The following is a 19,303-nucleotide window of genomic DNA, read 5'->3' as shown; positions in this document are numbered from 1 at the left end:
GTTGCAAGATCACGTCGCCGGAGGGGTTGGCGCGCACGGCCGTGTCGAGGAGGCGGGTGCCGATGCCGCGGCGCTGGCTTTCCTCCGCGGTGTAGAGCGCGTCGATTTGCAGGTCTTCGGGATTGGCCTCGTCGGGTCCGAAGATGGTCACGCCGATTGTCTTGCCGTCGGCCTCGGCGATCCACATGGACCAGCCGGGCCGACTGAGGTCTTGCGGGTAAGTCTCGGTGGCCCAGCGCCGCGGCGACCCGAGCATGTCGAGCAGGTGCTCCGCCAGTATCCCGGACCACGACTGCCGCCACACGGGATAGTGCATCCGTGCGACATCCGCGAAATCGGCCGGTGTGGCTGCACGGATCCTGATCATTCTGGGTTCATTTTTCCAGTGGCACCCTCCAAATACGCGGCGAGTGCGTTGGTCAGACCCCGACGCGCCATGTCGAGGTCGGCGTACGACCCCAGCTGGCGCTCCGACACCAGACCGCGCATCGCGCCGGGAATGAGGGCGGCCACCTCGCGTACCCGGTCGGCGTCGACGTCGAGACCGGCGAAGGCGTGCTGGCAGGTCTCCAGCCAGCTCTTGCCCCAGGAGAACAATTCGGTGGCCGTTCGCGGGTAGAGACGCTCGAGCTCGCCGGGGTCCCGGGGCAGCGCGGCCCGCAGATTCTCGATCGCGCGTGAATCCGCCGAGGCCAGGCCGCGGTAGAGCGTTTCGATGATCGCGCCGACACGCTCCCGCAGTGACGCGTCCGGGTGGACCGGTGCCGACAGCGTGGAGAAGGTCGCGGCCCGCCGCTCGGCGGTGCGATGCAGCACCGCGGCCCAGAAACCGTCGGTGTCGCCGAACTGGTACTGCACGGCGCCCCAGGTGGCGCCGATGTCCTTGGCGATGCGGTTGGCCGACACCGAGCCCGGCTCGCCCGATGCCAGAGACCGCAGCGCGGCCTCCAGCATGCTCTCGCGGGTCGCGTTGCCCCGCCGATTGGGGCGTCGACCGGCGGCTTTGGTTTCGGGCACCCGCCTAGCCTAACATTTTCATAGACGGTACTGTGATTCTGTGGCGAGGACAGGTCTGATGGCAGGTTTAAATGGCTAAGCCGCCGTTGTCGATGAAACCGACTGGATGGTTCCAGGTCGCCTGGTCCGAGGAGATCGGCGTCGGCGACGTGCACCGGATGAAGTACTTCGACCAGGAGATGGTCGCCTGGCGCGCCGAATCCGGCGAGCTCACCGTGATGAACGCCTACTGCGAACACCTCGGCGCGCACCTGGGGTACGGCGGCAAGGTGGTCGGCGAGGTGCTGCAGTGCCCGTTCCACGGGTGGCAGTGGAGCCTGCAGGGCCGCAACGTGTGCATCCCGTATCAGGACCATCCCAACCGCGGCCGGCGCATCCGCACCTATCCGGTCGTCGAGCGCAACGAGTCGGTCTACATCTGGCACGACGCCGAGCGTCGCGAGCCCTATTTCGATGCGCCCGACGTGTTCGCCGCCTTCGGCGACGGCAGCAGCGCCGACGACTACTACCCACAGCAGCGCCTGTACCGCGAAAGCCTCGAGCTGCACCCGCAATACGTGCTGGAAAACGGCGTCGACTTCGCGCACTTCAAGTTCGTGCACAACACCCCGATCGTGCCGGTCTTCACCCGGCACGACTTCGACGAGCCGGTCTCCTTCGTCGACTTCACCATCACCTTCGAAGGCGACGACGGCCAGAAGATCGAGGACGTCAACAGCGGGGTCGAGGCCATCAACGGCGGCCTGGGAATCGCTGTGACCAAGAGCTGGGGCATGGTCGACAACCGCACCATCTCGGCGATCACGCCGGTCGACGAGCGCACCTCCGACGTCCGGTTCATGGTCTACATCGGCCGCCCTAAGGCCGGCGCGGGCAAAGATCCGGCCCGAGCCGCGACCAAGGCGCAGGAATTCGGCCGCGAAGTGATCCGCCAGTTCGAGCAGGACGTCGAAATCTGGCAGCACCAGCGCTATTCGGATCCACCCGCGCTGGCCACCGACGAGTACGAGGGTTTCACCGCGATCCGCAAGTGGGCCAAGCAGTTCTACGCCGCATCCCAGAAAGGCTGAATTTTATGAACGCACCCGCTCGACCGATCCGCGTCTTCCAGGTCGGAAGTGGAAACGTCGGTTCGGAGATGATCAAGCGGATCGCCACCCAGCCCGACCTCGAACTCGTTGGCGTGCACTGCTATTCGCCGGAGAAGGTCGGCAAGGACACGGGCGAGTTCGCCGGCTTGGCTCCCAACGGGGTGACGTTTACCGGGAGCGTCGAGGAGATCATCGCCGCCAAGCCCGACGTGCTGACGTTTCACGGCGTCTTTCCCGACGAGGACCTCTACGTCAAAGTGCTCGAGGCCGGGATCAACATCGTCACCACCGCCGACTGGATCACCGGCTGGCACCGCGACAAGAACCACCCGCACCCCTCGGGCAAGCCGGTGACCCAGCTGCTGGCGGAGGCGTGCGAGAAGGGCGGTGCGAGCTTCTATGGCACCGGGATGAACCCGGGGCTGAACCAGATTTTGGGCGTGGTGTGCTCGGCCGACGTCGCCGACATCGAGAACATCACCACCATCGAATCCGTCGACGTGTCATGCCACCACTCCAAGGACACCTGGATCGAGGTCGGCTACGGCCAGCCCGTCGACGATCCCGAAATCCCGGCGAAGCTGGAGAAGTACACCCGCGTCTTCGCCGACAGCGTCCTGATGATGGCGGACTGCTTCGATCTGCCGCTCGACGAGGTCAAGTTCAGCTACGAATTGGGCGCCTGCACCAAGGACGTCGACCTCGGCTGGTACACGCTGCCCAAGGGCTCGCTGGGCGGCAACTATCTCAAATACCAGGGCATCGTCGATGGGGTGCCCCGGGTCGAGACGCATCTGGAGTGGCAGATGACCCCGCACACCGATCCGAGCTGGAACATCAAGGGCTGCTACATCACGCAGATCAAAGGCGACCCGTGCGTCTACAACAAACACATGATTTTCCCCAAACCCGGTGTGGACCTGTCCAATCCGGACAACTTCGCCTCGATCGGCATGACGGTGACCGGGATGCCCGCGCTGTACTCGATCAAGTCGGTGGTGGCGGCGCGGCCGGGACTGATCACCAGCGCCGACCTGCCGCTGCGCGGCTTCGCCGGGCGGTTCAAGAGGTAGCACGCGCCAAGGGTGTCAAGGCGCTTCGTCGTCGTCATCGTCGAAGAGGCGCTCCGGGTGGTGGTAGTCGTTGGTGCGCGCGCCGCGGTCCAACTGCGGCGGCGGGATCCACGCGGTGCGACCGTCGGGGAGTTTCCTTGTCCGCCAGCCCTTGTTGATTAGCTTGTGGTCGGGCGTGCAGGCGAAGGTGAGCTTGTCGGCATCGGTCATGCCGCCTGTGGCCCAGTCGTCGACGTGGTGGACCTCGGACCAGTAGCCGGGCACGTCGCAGCCGGGGCGGGTGCAGCCGCGATCCTTCGCGTACAGGACTATTCGCTGATCCGGTGACGCTATTCGTCTGGACCGACCCAAGTACAGCGGCCGGCTCGAGTGCTCGTCGAACACGGCCAGGTAGTGGTAGGCGTGGCTGGCCATGCGGATCACGTCGCGCATCGGCAGCAGCGTGCCGCTGCCCGTCACGGCGCGGCCCGCGCCCGCCGTCAGCTCCTGCAGGGTGGTCGACACGATGACGGTCACCGGCAAGCCGTTGTGCACACCGAGTTTCGGATCGCCCAGCCGCCCGCGCACCAGGGCGTTCAGCGCGTCGTGCTGGCGCTGGGCATGGTTGCGCGGATCGCTGGCCGCCGACTCCTCGGGGGGTTCGCCTTCGACGCAAGGGGTTTGGTCGTCCGGATTGCACATCCCGGGCGCGGCGAACCGGGCCAGCCAGGCGTCGAGGTTGGCGCGCAACTCCGGGGACGCCACCAGCTTCCCGAGGCTCATCCCGTCGGAGCGCTGACCGCACCACGTGAAACCGCGCTGCCGCGCGCGGTCGGAGTCGGAGAATTTTCCGTCCGGATTGATCCGCAGCGCGCATTGGTGCGCCACCTTCTGGAGCTGGTCGGGCCGCAGCTTCACCGCCTGGCGGGCCAGAAACCGCTCGGCTTTTTCCACCGTTTCGACGGGTATCGCATCCGGCAGGTCAGCGATGAATGTCTGAATCACCCGCACGTGCTGACCGTCGAGCAGCCCCTCGCGCCATGCCTCGGCGGTGGCCGGCAGCTCGGGTGGCAATTCCTCGCCCGTGAGCGTCAGGCGCGGGGAGAGCTGTTTGGCGTCGCGGACCCGACGGCCGGCTTCGGCGCAGCTGATCCGCAGCCAGTCGGCGACCACTTTGTGGACCGGGCCGCCAATGTCGGCCGGATCCTCCTTCGCGAGGCCGCCGATAACGTCGTTGCTTACGGCCATCTGCCGTCGTCGGGCCGTCTCCATTCGCTCCAGCAGGCGCAGCCGGACCGCGGGGCTCAGGACGTCGAAGTTCAGGCGCCGGATCGCCGCGTCGGCGGCGTCCTGCGCTTCCAAAGCGGCCGCCACTTCGGCCGGGACCTCGATCGAACGCATGTTCGAATTCTAGGTCCCGGCCCCACCCGAGGCCACCGAGAAGGCGGCCGTTGTGGGTGAACGCCCAACTGTGGATAAAGGCTCGCGGCCAAGGGCGGTTCCGCGTTTTTCGCGGCAGCGACGTGGGTAACCTTGCGTGGTGCGCGCGGGCTTTGTAATTGCGGCAGCCGCGGTCGCCGTGGTCACCGGCGCATCCTTGTGTGCCACCGGTTCGGCCGATACCCCGGCCGAGGGTCCACCGTTCCCGATCGGTCAGATGGGCGTGCCCCTGCATGCGCAGGCGGCCAACGGCGCGACCGCCGACATCACTGTCAACAGCGCAACGTGGTTGCCGCCGGGATGCACCACTCATTTTGCGGCTCCGACGCCTGGCTCCGCGTGCAACGTGGTGGAACTGACTATCACCGCGACATCGCACCGGTTCTTCCAGTTCGACCAGCGCTACATGTTTGCCAGCTACGGTGGCGGCAATCAGCCGTGGACCCATCCCGGCGACGCGCCGCAGCCGGCAACGCTTGCCGTCGACTACCGGAGGCTCGACAAGATGCCCCCGCTGCAATCGGGCGGCCTTCACGACGGGCAGACCGCGCATGGATTCGTCGGCTTCGGTATGCCGACGGCGGGCGACCTTTACATCACGATCAACGACCCCGCGCAAAGCGCGCCCTACACCGAAGCGGGCTGGATCGTCCACACCTGATCGGCGCGAGAGACGCACGCCGTGGCGCGGAACCGCCCCGGTCTAGGGTGAAGGCCATGCGGGTAGGCGTGCTGGGAGCCAAGGGCAAGGTCGGGTCGACGATGGTGGGCGCCGTGCAGGCAGCCGACGACCTTGCGCTGTCGGCCGAGGTGGATGCCGGTGATCCGCTGAGCCTGCTGACCGACGGCGGCACCGAGGTGGTCATCGACTTCACCCACCCGGACGTGGTGATGGACAATCTAAAGTTCGTGATCGACAACGGAATTCACGCCGTGGTCGGCACCACGGGCTTCACCGCCGAGCGCCTCGAGCGGGTGGAGGCGTGGCTCGCCGATAGCCCTAACACGAGCGTGTTGATCGCGCCCAACTTCGCGATCGGGGCGGTGCTGTCGATGCACTTCGCCAAGCAGGCCGCGCCGTTCTTCGACTCGGCCGAGGTCATCGAGCTGCATCACCCGCACAAGGCCGATGCCCCGTCGGGCACCTCGGCCCGAACGGCGAAGCTGATCGCCGAGGCGCGAAAAGGCTTGCCGCCCAATCCCGATGCCACCAGCACCAGCCTGCCGGGCGCCCGGGGCGCCGACGTCGACGGAATTCCGGTGCACTCGGTGCGGCTGGCCGGACTGGTCGCCCATCAGGAGGTGCTGTTCGGAACCGAGGGGGAGACGCTGACTATCCGTCACGACAGCCTGGACCGCACGTCGTTCGTGCCGGGCGTGCTGCTGGCGGTGCGCCGCATCCGGGAACGGCCCGGCCTCACGGTTGGTATCGAGCCCCTGCTCAACTTGCAGTAAGAAACTGCGATGACCAAGACGCTGCGCATCCAGCTCCTCATCGCATTCTTGTGCGTCGCGCTGCTGGTGTACTTCGTCCTGCTGGGCCGCATGGCCGTCGCGATGATCGGCTCGGGGCGGGCCGCCGCCGTGGGCCTGGGGCTGGCGCTGCTGCTCATGCCGGTCGTCGGGCTGTGGGCGATGATCGCCACCCTGCGCGCAGGATTCGCGCACCAGAGGCTGGCCCGCCTGATCGCGGAGGACGGAATGGAACTCGACACCAGTGCGCTTCCGCGACGGCCGTCGGGTCGCATCGAGCGGGACGCGGCCGACGCGCTGTTCGCCACCGTGCGCGCCGAGGTGGAAGTCGAGCCCGATGATTGGCGGCGCTGGTACCGGCTGGCCCGGGCCTACGACTACGCGGGGGACCGCCGCCGCGCCCGCGAAGCCATGAAAGCCGCCGTGAAGCTACAAAGCGAGCTCCACGCCCGGTGAGCAAGACGGGACCGGTTATGGCCGTCCGCCGGGGCCCATCATTCCGCCGGGGCCCATCATTCCGCCGGAACCGCCCATCATGCCTTGCATCATGGCAGGCATTCCGTCGCGTACGAACCCGCTGACTTCGCGGGCGTGGGCGCGAATCGTCTCGGTGAGGACGGGATTGTCGGAGATTTCTTCGGCGATGACGCCTGTGGGCGTGAGCGTCAGTTGGCGACGGTAGCCGCCGGCGTTGCGGAACAGCGTTGGCAGGCTCTGGCTCATACACATGACCTCGGAACCCTGGCCGAGGTGGGAGTACATGCTGGACACGTGTGCGTGCAGTTTCGCAGCCAGATCGGGGGCATTTGATTCGGTGGTGGTGCGCACCCCTCCGGGGATCTCCTCGACGGTGCGGGTGATCTCGGTGTGTCGGTTGAACATGTCCATGTACAGGCTCATGTCCGCCGGACTTGCACCCATCATGCCGCCGTCGGTCAAGCGGACGCGCGGGACGGATGAACCAAAGACCCCGCGAAGGGCATACCCGATACTCAGCACCGTGCCAGCGCCAAGCGCGGCAAGTGCTGCCCGCCGCGTGAATGTAGCCATCCAGTGGCCTCCTAAGCGCCTCGGTGGTATGTCTTCAACGAATAGACTTGGAGCTCAACGCTTCCCGTGTGGCTACATCAATCGACGGTAGAAGTCGTCATCGTCCGTTTCGCTTCGACCAATCCGGGCCGGGGGATCGTGTCGCGGTCTGATAGCAAAACCAACCGCGATGCTCGCGACGGCGAAGACCAACGCCCACAAAATCACCATCGACGGAATGTGGGCGATCCCGCTGCACCAGCCCCAGCCATTCCCGCCATACCACATCGTCATTACATTTCCTCCAAGGTCGCAATCTTTGCCAAAGGATACCCCGGTAGGGTATGTAGGTCAAGAGTTCCGCAAGTCGGCCCGCTGTTCTCACCGCGGGCAAGAAGGGGCGCGGTGACATCTGGTTTCCTATGTGGAGGGATACTCTATTGCTCTCCAGCCGGACTGCCGCTCCGGCGCGGCCATCAGATGGGAGCCAGCCGGTGCCGCGACTGCTGATCGTCCATCACACGCCGTCGCCGTTCACGCAGGCGATGTTCGAGGCGGTCCTGTCCGGCGCGACCGATCCCGAGATCGAGGGTGTGGAGGTGGTGCGGCGGCCAGCACTCACCGTCGCACCGGCCGACATGCTCGAGGCGGACGGCTATCTCCTGGGAACCCCCGCCAATCTCGGCTACATGAGCGGCGCACTCAAGCACGCGTTCGACGTCTGCTACTACCCGTGCCTCGACGCGACCCGCGGGCGCCCGTTCGGGTTGTACCTGCACGGCAACGAGGGCACCGAGGGAGCCGAACGCGCCGTGGAGGCGATCACCACCGGGCTCGGCTGGGTGAAAGCCGCTGAGCACGTGGTGGTGTCGAGCAAGCCGACCAAAGACGACCTGGAGGCGTGCTGGAACCTAGGCGCGACGGTCGCCGCTCAGCTGATGGGGTAAGCAACGTAGCCGAGGGCGCCCGTGAGAACAGCGAATTTGATCAGGGCCGCGATCCGGGCGCGCCTCGCGTGAACGGCGATCCGGTTGCGCTGAAGGACCTTCAGCAGCGAAACCCCCTCGACCGCGTCGCCGGCGACGGCGACACTCACCAAAGCCGGCAACAAGGCCGGATGGCCCCGCCGCCGCCGCGTGCGGTCGACGAGGAGGGCCGTGAGGATGCCGTAGGTCGTCATGTAGCCGAAGTCCAGCCACAGCGACAACCGCGCGGCCCGCTGACCGTCGGATCCCCACCGGGTCATGATCTCCTCGGCGCGAGATTCGCTGCCGGCCAGCTCAAATGGGATGATCCCCGGCCCGCCGCTGCGCCGCATTCGACGCTCCAGCACGAGCATTCCCGCCGTGTATCCCACGAAGCAGACGGTGGCCGCCGCCAGCCGATTGTCCCGTATCCGCCGGATCACCATGCTGACCTCCTAAGCCGGCTGGAACGCCTCGGCCGGCTGGGCCAACGCCAGCGCCGAACTGGTGCCGATCGGCCCGTGCCGGTCGAACAGGGTCGCGGCGCCGGTGGCCACACCGGCTGTGCCGTAGTGGCTTTGGGCCGCCAGGCCGAGGAATTCACCGTCGGGCAATCGGCTCGCGGTCACGGTGTAGTCGGCGTTGATATAGCGCAATCCGCCTGTGCCCCAATGGGTGAGCGAGCTGGTGATGTCGCCGACGAATGCCAGGCGGGTAAACGGCGTCAGGGGATAGCCGTGCACCATCGGGCGGAACAGCCGCACCCAGGCGAACTTCTGCGAGTGCGACTGCTCCCACTCGCCTGCGGCGATGCCGGGACTGCCTTCCAGGGTGGCGCCGTATCCCCAGATGAGAAACGGCATGTCGGCCGGAAAGCCGTCGGAGTCCGCCGGCAGCGGCGGCATCTCGACCGGCGAGGACCACACCCGCCCGTCCGGGTGATCGCCCCGCCGCAGAAACAGCGCGCTGGCCCGCGCGACCGTCGTCCCGTTCTGCACCAACGCGGCGTCCACCAGCTTGATGCGCCGGCCCTCCCGCTGCACCGACGTCTCAATCCGCACCGGTTCGGGCAGCGCCGGACGCAACAGATCGACCGTGAAGCGGGCGGGTTGAAACTCGGGATCGATACCGGATCGCTCTATCCCCCAACCCAACAAACCGCCGACGTTCTGGCCGCCCATCGCCGCGCCCCACGGTCCGCGCGTCAGCGCGCCCGGCAAATAGAACTCGCCATCGACAGTGAAGAAAGCCTCGGGCATGATGGCGGAATCCTCGGTCGTCACCAGTATCACGATAGGACACCGGATACCGGGCTAGGACAAGGACGCTAGGACAAGGACAGGGCATGCCTGCAGTGATCGAAATTCCCAGTGACCACAACCCCTTCCCGAGCACCGGCGTCTCTCGTGATCCCGACGGCATCCCGCACTACGACCGCCTGCCCGCGACGCTGCTGGACATGCTCGCCGAGCAGGTCGACAACCGCCCGAACAGCGAGGCGGTCGTCGAGCTCGGGGCCGGCCGGCTGACGTACCGGGAACTGTGGAACCGCGCGGCGAGGGTCGCCGGCGGCCTGCAGGCCGAGGGGCTCGGCCCGGGTGACCGTGTCGCGGTGCGTTACCCGGCCGGCATCAATTGGGTGCTCGCGTTCTGGGGCATCGTGATGGCCGGGGGCGTTGCGGTGCCGGTCAATACGCGATCGGCGCAGCCCGAGGTCGAGTTCGTCCTGTCCGACTCGGGCGCCCGGATGGACCTCGCGCCCGGCGCCCCGCTGCCCGACGGCGAGCCGCACGTGACCCACGGGCTCAGTCATACCGACACGGCCGCGCTGTTCTACACGTCGGGAACCACCGGCCACCCCAAGGGAGTTCCGACCACCCACGAGGCGTTCGTGACCAACACCGAGAACGCGATCCGGTGTCTCGAGCAGCCGCGGGATCTCGGCGAGGGCATGCGCACGCTGATCTCGGTGCCGCTGTTCCACGTGACCGGCTGCAACTCACAGCTTTTGGCCGCGGCCCGGCTCGGGGGAGCGTCGGTGATCATGCCCGCGCTCAACCTCGACGAATTGATCGCCACGCTGAGCGCCGAGCGAATCTCGGTCATGGTGACCGTTCCGGCGATCTACGCCTTGATGTTGCGGCACAAGGATTTTGGCAGCGCCGACGTCTCTGGGGTCCGCTGGGTGGGCTACGGCGGCGCGCCGATCGCCCCGTCGTTGGTGCGCGCGGTGAAGGAGGCGTTTGGCCAAGCCACGGTGTTCAACGGGTACGGCATGACCGAGACGGCCTCGCTGATGACCGTGCTGCCCGACGACGACGCGGTCGAGCACGCCGATTCGGTTGGATACGCGGTGCCGTCGGTGGATCTTGGCCTGGTCCCGTTCGGTGGCGACGAGCCCGGCGTGGGCGAGTTGGTGGTGCGCGGGGCCAATGTGACCAGCGGCTACTGGAACCGGCCCGAGGCCACCGCCGCCACGATCGTGGACGGCTGGCTACACACCGGCGACGTGGTGCGGGTCGACGACGCGGGCCGGGTGCACATCGTCGACCGGCTCAAGGACATCATCAACCGGGGCGGCGAGAACGTCTCCAGCGTCGAGGTGGAAGCGGTGCTGCTGTCGGCGCCCAATGTCGCGGATGCGTGCGTGCTGGCGGTGCCCGACGAGGTCATGGGGGAGAAGGTCGGTGCGGTGCTGTTCGGCGACCAAGACCGGATCGACGTGACGGCCGTGCTCGATCACTGCCGTGCCCAGCTGTCCGACTTCAAGGTGCCGCAGTACGTGACGGTGGTGGACAGCGCGCTGCCCCGCAACGCCGGCGGCAAACTGCTCAAGGGCAAACTCCGCGAGCAGGTGCAGTGGGGCGACCCGCTGCGATGACGCTACTGATCGCCAACCGCGGGGAGATCGCGCTTCGAATCATCCGCACCGCAACGGAATTGGGCCTGCAAACGGTCGCGGTCTATGCCGAGGACGACGCCGACAGCCCGCACGTGCACGCGGCGGACGAGGCGATCGGCCTGCCGGGCGCCGGCCCCGCGGCGTACCTGGATCACGCCGAGATACTGTCGGCCGCAAAGAAGTCCGGCGCCGCAGTGATTCATCCGGGCTACGGCTTCCTCAGCGAGAACGCCGCGTTCGCCCGTGTGTGCCGGGCGAACGGATACACATTCGTGGGACCCGACGCCGATGTGCTGGAGCTGGCCGGCAACAAATCGGCGGCCCGGACCGCCGCGATCGCCGCCGGGCTGCCGGTGCTGCCCGCAACCGACGGCCCGAGCACCGTGGCGGACATCGCGGCGTTTTTCGCCGATCAGCCGGGCGGGATCATGATCAAGGCGCTCGCCGGCGGCGGCGGGCGGGGCATGCGCCAGGTGCGCAGCGCCGATCACCTCGACGATGCCTACCGCCAGTGCGCCGCGGAGGCACAACTGGGCTTCGGCGATCCGGCGCTGTTCGCCGAGGCGCTTCTCGACGCCGCGCGGCACATCGAGGTCCAGGTCGTGGGCGCACCGGCGGGGTACCAGACGCACGCGCTGGCTCTGGGCGATCGCGACTGCAGCATCCAGCGGCGCTACCAAAAGCTCGTCGAAATCGCGCCCGCACAAGGGCTTTCGGATGGCCTGCGCCGAGAACTGCACCAGGCCGCCGTCCGGCTCTGCGCCAGGATCGGCCTGCACGGCCTGGCCACGGTCGAGTTCCTGGTAACGGGGGAGCAGGTCGCTGGGGATGGATACGTCTTCCTCGAGATCAACCCCCGCATTCAGGTCGAGCACACAGTCACCGAGGAAACCACAGGGGTCGACCTGGTGGCGGTGCAGTTGGGCATCGCTCAGGGTGCGTCCTACTACCAACTCGGCCTGCCGCCCGGAATCGCCTCCGACGGCACCGAAGTCATCGGCGAACCCGCCGCGCGGCGGGGCATCGCGATACAGACACGGGTCAACATGGAGACGTTTGCCGCCGACGGGTCCGTCGTCCCCGCGGCGGGCACCCTGACGGTGTTCTCGCCGCCCACCGGTCCGGGAGTTCGCGTCGACAGCTACGGCCGGCCGGGCCTGGTCACCAGCACGCGGTACGACTCGCTGCTGGCCAAGGTCGTCGCCCATGTGCGCGGATCGTCGTTCGTCGCCGCGGTGCGCAAGGCCCGCACCGCCCTGGGCGAGTTCGGCGTCGAGGGCGTTCGCACCAACATCGAGTTCTTGCGAGAGCTGTTGTCCGACAGCGAAATCCAGTCGGGCATCGTAACCACCGGTTTCCTCGACGAGAAGCTGCCCGAATTGGCGTCCGCCGCACTCGCCCACCAGCATGAGACCCGTGTTGCCAGCGTCGAGCTCTACCCTGGTGAGGAAGCGCTGCGCGCGCAGCTGGCCGGCACCGTGGTCGAGATAGCGCCCGACGGCGTGGAGTTCGCCCCCGGCGCCCAGCTCGTCGTCCTCGAGGCGATGAAGATGCAGCACGCGCTCGTCGCACCGGACGCGCTGTTCACCGTGCGCGGTTTGGTGACACCCGGCCAGGTCGTCGGAACTGGGGACCCGTTGCTGGTCTTCACCCGAACCGGGACCGCCGGCGTGGGCGAGTCCGCCAGGGCCGCAATGGATCTCGATCGGCCACGCGCCGACCTCGACGAGGTCCGCGAGCGTCACCTGCTCACCCTCGACGAGGGCCGGCAGGCCGCGGTTGCCAAGCGGCACAAGCAAGGCCGCCGCACCGCGCGGGAGAACATCGCCGATCTGGTCGATGCCGGCAGCTTCGTCGAATACGGCGCCCTGGCCATCGCCGCGCAGCGCAGCCGGCGCTCGGAAGAGGATCTGATCGCCAACACCCCGGCCGACGGCCTGGTCGCCGGCGTGGCGACCATCGGCGGAGCCGAGGCCGTCGTCGCGTCCTACGACTACACCGTGCTGGCCGGCACGCAGGGCATGCGCAACCACGCCAAGACCGACCGGGTCTTCGAGTTGGCCACCCGAAAGCGGTTGCCGGTGGTGCTTTTCGCCGAGGGCGGCGGGGGGCGACCCGGCGACACGGACGTCGGCGGCGCCGCCGGGCTGGACGTCCCGACCTTCCGGATGCTGGCCGGCCTCAGCGGCCGGGTGCCGCTGGTGGCGATCGTCTCCGGCCGGTGTTTCGCGGGCAACGCCGCGCTGGCGGGGGTGTGCGACGTGATCATCGCTACCCCGGACGCCAACATCGGGATGGGCGGTCCCGCGATGATCGAGGGCGGCGGCCTCGGGGCGTACCCGCCGGAGGCGATCGGGCCGATCGACGTCCAGCGGCACAACGGCGTGGTAAGCCTGGTCGCCCGCGACGAGGCGCACGCGGTATCGCTGGCCAAGCAGTACCTCTCGTACTTCCAGGGCAGCTCCCACGACAAGCGGGTCGAGTGGGAGGCGCCCGATCCGCGGCTGGCCCGGCATGTGGTGCCGCAGAACCGGTTACGCGCTTACGACGTGCGCCGGGCGATCGAATCGATCGTCGACAGGGGATCGGTCCTGGAGCTGCGCCCCGACTACGGTGTCGGGATCGTCACGGCGCTGGTTCGTGTCGAGGGTGTGGCATACGGATTGCTGGCCAACAGCAGCCACCACCTCGGCGGCGCGATCGACGCCGAGGCGGCCGACAAGGCCGGCGACTTCCTGGCGCTGTGTGAGTCGTTCCGGTTGCCGGTGATCTCGCTTTGCGATACGCCGGGATTCATGGTCGGGCCGGACGCGGAGAAGGACGCCGCGGTCCGGCGGTTCGGCCGGATGTTCGTCCTCGGCGCCCGGCTGACCGTGCCGCTCGGAATGATCATCCTGCGCAAGGGTTATGGGCTGGGCGCGATGGCGATGGCCGGCGGCTCCTTCCGCGCGCCACAATTCACCGTGGCGTGGCCGACCGGGGAAATCGGTGGCATGGGGTTGGAGGGCGCCGTGCGGCTCGGCTTCAGCAAGGAACTCGCCGCCCTAACCGATCCGGTTGAACGCCAGCAACTATTCGACAAGTTGGTGGCGGCCGCCTACGAGCATGGCAAGGCGCTGCGGTCGGCGACCACTTTCGAACTCGACGACGTGATCGATCCCGCGGACTCCCGGGCCTGGATCACCAGGCTCCCGGGAGACCGAGAACCGAACGGTTAGCGGTGACCGTTATCCGTGACCGGACCCGCAACCGACGCCAGGAAGGCATCCCTGCCCACCCGGCACGCCGCCAGGTCCCGCGAACTGGCCGCCGGAGCCGCAGCCGACGCCCGGCACGCAGCCCTGCCCGCCCGGACCACCGCCGGGGCCCTGGTTCTGGCCGCCGGAACCACAGTTGCCGTTGGCGTCGCAGCCGCCGCCGCCCGGGTCGTCCTTGAACACAACGTGGGTGGGCGCCGGCCCCGTCGTCGCTGCTCCCACCGCAAAAACATCAGCAGCTGCCGTCGGTGCCGCGGCGATCGCCGCGGCGACCGCCCCGGCTACCACCAGTGGTTTCATGAGAGTTAGTTTCGCTAACATGCGTCTCGCATACCACGTCGACACGTGTACAAAACATCGCGAACGAAAATTAATTAGTGCACTAGACAGAAGGCACTTCACATGACCTCACTGGATTTGACCGGCCGCACCGCGATAGTCACCGGGGCCTCCCGTGGCATCGGACTTGCGATTTCCCAACAGCTGGCAGCCGCCGGCGCCAATGTGGTGCTCACGGCCCGAAAGCAGGAGGCCGCCGAGGTGGCCGCGGCGCAAGTCGGTGACAAGGCCCTGGGCGTCGGCGCTCACGCGGTCGACGAGGACGCGGCCCAGCGCTGCGTCGAGCTCACGCTGGAGCGCTTCGGCAGCGTCGACATCCTCATCAACAACGCGGGCACTAATCCCGCATACGGTCCGCTGATCGACCAGGACCACGCCCGCTTCACCAAGATCTTCGACGTCAACCTGTGGGCGCCGCTGCTGTGGACCTCGCTCGCCGTCAAGTCGTGGATGGGCGAGCACGGCGGCGCGATCGTCAACACCGCGTCCATCGGCGGCCTGCATCAATCACCGGCCATGGGTATGTACAACGCGACCAAGGCCGCGCTGATCCACGTCACCAAGCAGCTGGCGCTGGAGCTTTCACCGCGCGTGCGGGTCAACGCCATCGCGCCCGGGGTGGTGCGCACCAGGCTCGCCGAGGCGCTGTGGAAGGACCACGAGGATCCGCTCGCCTCGTCGATCGCGCTCGGACGCATCGGCGAGCCAACCGATGTGGCCGGAGCGGTCGCCTTCCTGGTGTCCGACGCGGCCAGCTGGATCACCGGCGAGACGATGGTGATCGACGGCGGTCTGCTGCTCGGGCCGGTGTTCGGATTCCGGCAATGAGCGCCCAGGACGTCACTCAGGGCGTCACTCAGGATGTCACTGACGTCACCGCCGACCTGGACGCGCGGGTGCAGGCGCTGTTGGACGAACACGATCCCGCCACCAGCGACCCGCGGGAATTCCTCGGCGCACAGTACGACGCGGGGCTGGCCTGGGTGCACCTGCCGCTTGGTTTCGGCGGACTGGATCTACCGCGGAAAGCCCAGGAATTCGTCGATGCCAAGCTGGCCGCAGCCGGCGCGCCCGTCGGCGGCACCGTCAAGAACTACATCGGCATGGGCATGGCGGCACCGACGATCGCGGCGTTCGGGACAGACGAACAGAAGCGAAAGTTCCTGCGCCCGTTGTTCACTGGGGAGCACATCTACTGCCAGCTGTTCAGCGAGCCCGGTGCCGGATCGGATCTGGCCGGGGTGGCCACGCGCGCGGTCCGCGACGCGCATAACCCTCAAGACTGGATTGTCAACGGGCAGAAGGTCTGGACGTCGCAGGCGCAGCACGCGAACATGGCGATCCTTGTCACCCGCACGGACCCGACCGTACCCAAGCACTTTGGCCTGACGTACTTTCTGTGCGACATGACGCAACCCGGTGTCGAGGTCCGGCCGCTGCGTCAGATCACCGGCGAGGCGGAGTTCAACGAGGTGTTCCTCACCGACGTCCGGGTGCCGGACGCGAACCGGCTGGGCCCGGAGGGTGGCGGCTGGCGGGTTGCGACCACCACGCTCAACAACGAGCGGGTCGCGATCGGTACTCGCGCCGGTGTCCCGCGCGAAGGCGGCCACATCGGCAAGGTGACCAAGGCCTGGCGAGAAAAGCCCGAACTTCGCGACCCCGCGATGCACGACGAGCTGATGCGGCTGTGGGTCGACGCCGAAGTCCTTCGCCTGGCCGGTGAACGGCTGCGGCAGCAGGCCGTCGCCGGTCAGCCCGGACCGGAAGGCGCCGGCATGAAGGTGGCCTTCGCCAAGCTGGCGCAAGCCATTTCGGGTTTCGAGATCGAACTGCACGGCGAAGCGGGGCTGCGTTACGACGACTGGACCATGCGCCGACCGGAAACGGTCGACCTGGTCGGTCGCGAGCCCGGATACCGCTACCTGCGCGCGCGTGGCAACTCGATCGAGGGTGGCACCTCGGAGATCCTGCGCAACACCATCTCCGAGCGGATCCTCGGCCTGCCGGGCGAACACCGTGTCGACAAGGACGTCGCCTGGAAGGACCTGGACCGATGAGCACCGGCGACCTGCTGTACTCCGACACCGAGGACGCGCTGCGCGACAGCGTGCGTCACCTGTTCGCCGACCGTTGCCCGCCCGAGACGGTTGCTCGGGCATACGATCAAGCGCCGCAAGACTTTTCGGCCCTGTGGCGGGCGCTGGCCGCCGACCTCGGGGTGGCCGCATTGCTGGTGCCCGAGTCCCTCGGCGGTGCCGGCGCGGGAGCCCGCGAGGCCGCCGTCGTCATGGAGGAGATCGGCCGGGCCGTCGCGCCGGTGCCGTTCCTGTCCAGCGCGGTGCTGGCCACGGTCGCGCTGCTGCGGGCCGGCGACACCGAGACCCTGCCCGAGCTCGCGCAGGGCTCGGTCACCGCCGCGCTGGCGGTGCCGCTGTCCACGGCCCCGGGCGATCCGGTCGCCGCAGTCGGCCTCGGCGACGACGGGCTGCGTGGATCGGTCAGCAGCGTCGCGGGCGCCGCCGAAGCCGACGTGCTGGTGGTGCCGGTTGCCGGCCCGGACGGGCTCGAACTGCACACCGTCTCCGCCGCCGCCGACGGCGTCGAGGTGTCGCCGCTGCTGGCCCTGGACATGACGAGACCCCTTGCGAACGTGCGGTTCTCGGCGGCGCCGTCTTCGCGGGTCGGGCCGGCCGACGGTGCCGTGCCCGAGGCACTACAGACCGGCGCGGCACTGCTGGCGTCGGAGCAACTCGGGCTGGCGCAGTGGTGTTTCGACACCACGCTGGCCTATACCAAGCAGCGCAAGCAGTTTGGCCGCGCCATCGGTTCCTATCAGGCAATCAAGCACCGGCTCGCCGATCTGTGGTTCGAGGTCGGCTCGGCGACGGCGGTGGCCCGCTACGCCGCGGACACCCACGCCCGCGGCGATGAAGACGCGGGCATCGCCGCGGCCCTCGCGCAGGCCTACTGCAGCGGAATCGCGGTGCACGCCGCGGAGGAGTGCGTGCAGCTGCACGGCGGTATCGGGATGACGTGGGAATATCCGGCGCACCTGTACCTCAAGCGGGCCAAGAGTGACCAATTGGCCTTCGGCTCGGCCTATCGTCACCGGGCCCTACTGGGGGAGCTGGTCGACCTGCCGCCGGGCTAGCTCGCTCCGCTTCGGAAGACTCCCCGCGACATTCGGGCCAATGCTTCATGCGGTAGTTCGAGGGCTTTGCGGCACAGCCATAGTTCTTCGGTGAGGTCGTGGAAGCTGACCAGCGCGACCGTGTCGTCACGGCGCCGCATGGCCGACTTGCTCATGCTGGCCCACACCGCGTGGCCCTCCTGGTGCCGCAGCTCGACCAGCCGTGGGCCGCCGGTGCCAACGAGCGCGATCCAGCGATCGTGCGCCGGCAGGCTGCGGAAGATTTCGTCGAAATCCGTCGGTAGCTCGTCGCGGGAGGAATAGCCCACCATGTCGCAGAACGCCGCGTTGGCGAAGAGGATGGTTCCGGCGCGATCGACCGCCAGGGCCGGCGCCGGCAGCCGCTGCAACACGACCAGCGCGGGCATATCCTGCAGCGTTTCGATCGGCAACCGTCCGGGCCGCTTCGGGCGGCGGCGTTCGATGCGTTTACCGCCCACAGTCGTGGGACCGTCCGTAGCCACGGCTCACTCCGTCAATACGCTGGCCCTGTCCCCGACGGGGTAGAGCTCCCTCCCAAGCCATACCGCTGGCAGCAAATGTTAGGTTATGCCGCGCGGCAAAGTCCATATTTCTTTGACCAAATTTGCTATTGGCCACGTGCACAATTGATTGCGGTGGGCCGCAGGGTATCGCGTTGATTTTCGCTAGTGCATTTTATTAGCTGGTGCTTTAATCCATTTGCTGGCAACACCTGTTGTCGCTATGCCACAGCAAACAATCGGACCCACGCACTCCAGCGGTCAGCGCGGTAGCGCCGAGGCGAATAGGTCCGTCATCGCCGCCCAGTGCCGCTCGTCGGCCGCGGGGTCATAGGGCGGGTTGTCCGGAACGGCGAAGCCATGGGCCGCCGAGTACCACTCGATGGTGTGGGCCACCCCGGCCGCCGTCAGCGCCTTGTCGAGCTGCTCGGCGTGATCGGCCGTGAACGATGCGTCGTTCGCGGCGCCACCGACGTACACCGTGGCGCTCATCCGGTCGGCCAGCAGGTGCGGGCTGTCCGCCGTGTCGCTCACCAAGCCGCCACCGTGGAAGGACGCCGCGGCCGCGACCCGGTCCGGAACGCGGCCGGCCACCACCACCGACGTCCGCCCGCCCATGCAATAGCCGCACACTCCGAATCGCTGTCCGGATACCTCGGGGCGAGCGGCCAGGTAGTCGAAAAAGGCGCCGGCGTCGGCGGCCATCTTGTCCGGGGTGATGCTGCCGATCATCGAGAACAGGCGCCTGCGTTCCCGCTCGTCGGCGAACACCGTGGCCATGTCGAAGGGGGCCCAATCGCCGTTGCGGTAGTAGACATCCGGCAGCAGTACCGCGTAGCCGAATCCGGCGAGCTTGGCCGCCATTTGGTGGAAGGTGTCGCGGACGCCGCCGGCGTCCGGGAACATCACCACGCCGGGCCAGGGGCCCGGGCCCTCGGGTGTGAACAGGTGGACGGCGCAGGTGCCGTCTTCGGTGCTTACGGTGTCATCGATGCTCGGCATGCCCTCCGTTCTACTCCGGCGCTCTGGACGTAAGCTGGCCGCGTGCCCGTTCCAGCGCCGA

20 protein-coding genes are annotated in these 19,303 nt (G+C 67.8%); 11 read left to right on the top strand and 9 right to left on the bottom strand.

Going from position 1 to position 19,303, the window contains the following annotated elements:
* Window positions 1-367, bottom strand: a 367-nt coding sequence (locus A5736_RS14430) for a GNAT family N-acetyltransferase (protein WP_076246911.1), incomplete at its 3' end; no start/stop codon positions are given.
* Window positions 364-954 (bottom strand): TetR family transcriptional regulator, encoded by a 591-nt coding sequence (locus tag A5736_RS14425; RefSeq protein WP_076246926.1) that lies wholly within the window; start codon window positions 952-954, stop codon window positions 364-366. The genes A5736_RS14430 and A5736_RS14425, both read right to left, overlap by 4 nt.
* Before the next feature lie 134 nt (window positions 955-1,088).
* Between A5736_RS14425 and A5736_RS14420 the strand changes: the two genes are divergently transcribed.
* Together A5736_RS14420 and A5736_RS14415 are read left to right on the top strand one after the other, a co-directional pair.
* Window positions 1,089-2,087, top strand: a complete 999-nt coding sequence (locus A5736_RS14420; protein ID WP_076122019.1) for a Rieske 2Fe-2S domain-containing protein — start codon at window positions 1,089-1,091, stop codon at window positions 2,085-2,087.
* Window positions 2,088-2,092: 5 nt separating this feature from the next.
* On the top strand, window positions 2,093-3,181 hold the full coding sequence (locus tag A5736_RS14415) for a dihydrodipicolinate reductase (RefSeq protein WP_076122020.1): 1,089 nt from the start codon (window positions 2,093-2,095) through the stop codon (window positions 3,179-3,181).
* Between the two features lie 15 nt (window positions 3,182-3,196).
* On the opposite strand, the gene A5736_RS14410 is transcribed toward A5736_RS14415, so the two are convergent.
* Window positions 3,197-4,561, bottom strand: coding sequence for an HNH endonuclease signature motif containing protein (locus A5736_RS14410; protein ID WP_076246909.1), 1,365 nt, complete (start codon window positions 4,559-4,561; stop codon window positions 3,197-3,199).
* Between the two features lie 139 nt (window positions 4,562-4,700).
* Here A5736_RS14410 and A5736_RS26380 point away from each other — a divergent pair, with 139 nt between their 5' ends.
* Genes A5736_RS26380 through A5736_RS14395 form a run of 3 tightly spaced genes read left to right on the top strand, consistent with a single transcriptional unit; the run spans window position 4,701 to window position 6,529 of the window.
* Complete coding sequence (locus tag A5736_RS26380) at window positions 4,701-5,261, top strand: hypothetical protein (RefSeq protein WP_076246924.1); 561 nt, start codon at window positions 4,701-4,703, stop codon at window positions 5,259-5,261.
* A gap of 56 nt (window positions 5,262-5,317) precedes the next feature.
* Window positions 5,318-6,055 carry a 4-hydroxy-tetrahydrodipicolinate reductase gene (dapB, locus tag A5736_RS14400; protein WP_076122022.1) on the top strand — a complete coding sequence of 246 codons (738 nt, stop codon included), beginning with the start codon at window positions 5,318-5,320 and terminating at the stop codon, window positions 6,053-6,055.
* Between the two features lie 9 nt (window positions 6,056-6,064).
* Complete coding sequence (locus A5736_RS14395) at window positions 6,065-6,529, top strand: hypothetical protein (RefSeq protein ID WP_076246908.1); 465 nt, start codon at window positions 6,065-6,067, stop codon at window positions 6,527-6,529.
* 15 nt (window positions 6,530-6,544) lie between these two features.
* On the opposite strand, the gene A5736_RS14390 is transcribed toward A5736_RS14395, so the two are convergent.
* On the bottom strand, window positions 6,545-7,123 hold the full coding sequence (locus A5736_RS14390) for a hypothetical protein (RefSeq protein ID WP_076246906.1): 579 nt from the start codon (window positions 7,121-7,123) through the stop codon (window positions 6,545-6,547).
* Between the two features lie 473 nt (window positions 7,124-7,596).
* Here A5736_RS14390 and A5736_RS14380 point away from each other — a divergent pair, with 473 nt between their 5' ends.
* A complete protein-coding gene (locus tag A5736_RS14380; protein WP_139333310.1) occupies window positions 7,597-8,049 on the top strand; it encodes a flavodoxin family protein in 453 nt (150 codons plus the stop codon).
* On the opposite strand, the gene A5736_RS14375 is transcribed toward A5736_RS14380, so the two are convergent.
* A complete protein-coding gene (locus A5736_RS14375) occupies window positions 8,034-8,513 on the bottom strand; it encodes a hypothetical protein (protein ID WP_076246903.1) in 480 nt (159 codons plus the stop codon). The genes A5736_RS14380 and A5736_RS14375 overlap by 16 nt on opposite strands.
* A gap of 9 nt (window positions 8,514-8,522) precedes the next feature.
* Complete coding sequence (locus A5736_RS14370; RefSeq protein ID WP_076246902.1) at window positions 8,523-9,350, bottom strand: thioesterase family protein; 828 nt, start codon at window positions 9,348-9,350, stop codon at window positions 8,523-8,525.
* A 62-nt stretch (window positions 9,351-9,412) separates the two neighbouring features.
* On the opposite strand from A5736_RS14370, the gene A5736_RS14365 reads away from it, so the two are divergent.
* Window positions 9,413-10,948, top strand: coding sequence for a class I adenylate-forming enzyme family protein (locus A5736_RS14365; protein WP_175611275.1), 1,536 nt, complete (start codon window positions 9,413-9,415; stop codon window positions 10,946-10,948).
* Window positions 10,945-14,187, top strand: coding sequence for a carboxyl transferase domain-containing protein (locus A5736_RS14360; protein ID WP_076246900.1), 3,243 nt, complete (start codon window positions 10,945-10,947; stop codon window positions 14,185-14,187). Before A5736_RS14365 ends, A5736_RS14360 begins: the two co-directional genes overlap by 4 nt.
* Before the next feature lie 9 nt (window positions 14,188-14,196).
* On the opposite strand, the gene A5736_RS14355 is transcribed toward A5736_RS14360, so the two are convergent.
* Window positions 14,197-14,526 (bottom strand): PE-PGRS family protein, encoded by a 330-nt coding sequence (locus A5736_RS14355; RefSeq protein WP_076122029.1) that lies wholly within the window; start codon window positions 14,524-14,526, stop codon window positions 14,197-14,199.
* Between the two features lie 102 nt (window positions 14,527-14,628).
* Between A5736_RS14355 and A5736_RS14350 the strand changes: the two genes are divergently transcribed.
* From A5736_RS14350 to A5736_RS14340, 3 genes are read left to right on the top strand one after another with little or no spacing between them, the layout of a single operon-like run.
* Window positions 14,629-15,393 carry an SDR family oxidoreductase gene (locus A5736_RS14350; protein ID WP_076246898.1) on the top strand — a complete coding sequence of 255 codons (765 nt, stop codon included), beginning with the start codon at window positions 14,629-14,631 and terminating at the stop codon, window positions 15,391-15,393.
* The gene (locus A5736_RS14345) at window positions 15,390-16,625 is read left to right on the top strand and encodes an acyl-CoA dehydrogenase family protein (RefSeq protein ID WP_076246896.1); all 1,236 of its coding nucleotides are present in this window, start codon (window positions 15,390-15,392) and stop codon (window positions 16,623-16,625) included. The genes A5736_RS14350 and A5736_RS14345 overlap by 4 nt, the downstream gene beginning before the upstream one ends.
* Complete coding sequence (locus A5736_RS14340) at window positions 16,622-17,719, top strand: acyl-CoA dehydrogenase family protein (RefSeq protein WP_076246894.1); 1,098 nt, start codon at window positions 16,622-16,624, stop codon at window positions 17,717-17,719. Before A5736_RS14345 ends, A5736_RS14340 begins: the two co-directional genes overlap by 4 nt.
* On the opposite strand, the gene A5736_RS14335 is transcribed toward A5736_RS14340, so the two are convergent.
* On the bottom strand, window positions 17,716-18,222 hold the full coding sequence (locus A5736_RS14335) for a PAS domain S-box protein (RefSeq protein WP_254848363.1): 507 nt from the start codon (window positions 18,220-18,222) through the stop codon (window positions 17,716-17,718). The two genes, A5736_RS14340 and A5736_RS14335, sit on opposite strands and share 4 nt — an antisense overlap.
* A 279-nt stretch (window positions 18,223-18,501) precedes the next feature.
* On the bottom strand, window positions 18,502-19,242 hold the full coding sequence (locus tag A5736_RS14330; RefSeq protein ID WP_076246891.1) for a dienelactone hydrolase family protein: 741 nt from the start codon (window positions 19,240-19,242) through the stop codon (window positions 18,502-18,504).
* Between the last annotated feature and the right edge of the window lie 61 nt (window positions 19,243-19,303).

The organism is Mycobacterium sp. SP-6446, assembly GCF_001954045.1.
In the GTDB taxonomy this organism is placed as follows: Bacteria; Actinomycetota; Actinomycetes; order Mycobacteriales; family Mycobacteriaceae; genus Mycobacterium.
Note: the sequence above shows the minus strand (reverse complement) of the source record. Positions and strands in the feature narration are given on the sequence as shown.

Coding starts and splice junctions, on each gene's coding strand:
- A5736_RS14425 (WP_076246926.1), bottom strand. CDS start 954: ATGCTGGAGGCCGCGCTGCGGTCTCTGGCATCGGGCGAGCCGGGCTCG.
- A5736_RS14420 (WP_076122019.1), top strand. CDS start 1,089: ATGGCTAAGCCGCCGTTGTCGATGAAACCGACTGGATGGTTCCAGGTC.
- A5736_RS14415 (WP_076122020.1), top strand. CDS start 2,093: ATGAACGCACCCGCTCGACCGATCCGCGTCTTCCAGGTCGGAAGTGGA.
- A5736_RS14410 (WP_076246909.1), bottom strand. CDS start 4,561: ATGCGTTCGATCGAGGTCCCGGCCGAAGTGGCGGCCGCTTTGGAAGCG.
- dapB (WP_076122022.1), top strand. CDS start 5,318: ATGCGGGTAGGCGTGCTGGGAGCCAAGGGCAAGGTCGGGTCGACGATG.
- A5736_RS14395 (WP_076246908.1), top strand. CDS start 6,065: ATGACCAAGACGCTGCGCATCCAGCTCCTCATCGCATTCTTGTGCGTC.
- A5736_RS14390 (WP_076246906.1), bottom strand. CDS start 7,123: ATGGCTACATTCACGCGGCGGGCAGCACTTGCCGCGCTTGGCGCTGGC.
- A5736_RS14375 (WP_076246903.1), bottom strand. CDS start 8,513: ATGGTGATCCGGCGGATACGGGACAATCGGCTGGCGGCGGCCACCGTC.
- A5736_RS14365 (WP_175611275.1), top strand. CDS start 9,413: ATGCCTGCAGTGATCGAAATTCCCAGTGACCACAACCCCTTCCCGAGC.
- A5736_RS14360 (WP_076246900.1), top strand. CDS start 10,945: ATGACGCTACTGATCGCCAACCGCGGGGAGATCGCGCTTCGAATCATC.
- A5736_RS14355 (WP_076122029.1), bottom strand. CDS start 14,526: ATGAAACCACTGGTGGTAGCCGGGGCGGTCGCCGCGGCGATCGCCGCG.
- A5736_RS14350 (WP_076246898.1), top strand. CDS start 14,629: ATGACCTCACTGGATTTGACCGGCCGCACCGCGATAGTCACCGGGGCC.
- A5736_RS14345 (WP_076246896.1), top strand. CDS start 15,390: ATGAGCGCCCAGGACGTCACTCAGGGCGTCACTCAGGATGTCACTGAC.
- A5736_RS14340 (WP_076246894.1), top strand. CDS start 16,622: ATGAGCACCGGCGACCTGCTGTACTCCGACACCGAGGACGCGCTGCGC.
- A5736_RS14330 (WP_076246891.1), bottom strand. CDS start 19,242: ATGCCGAGCATCGATGACACCGTAAGCACCGAAGACGGCACCTGCGCC.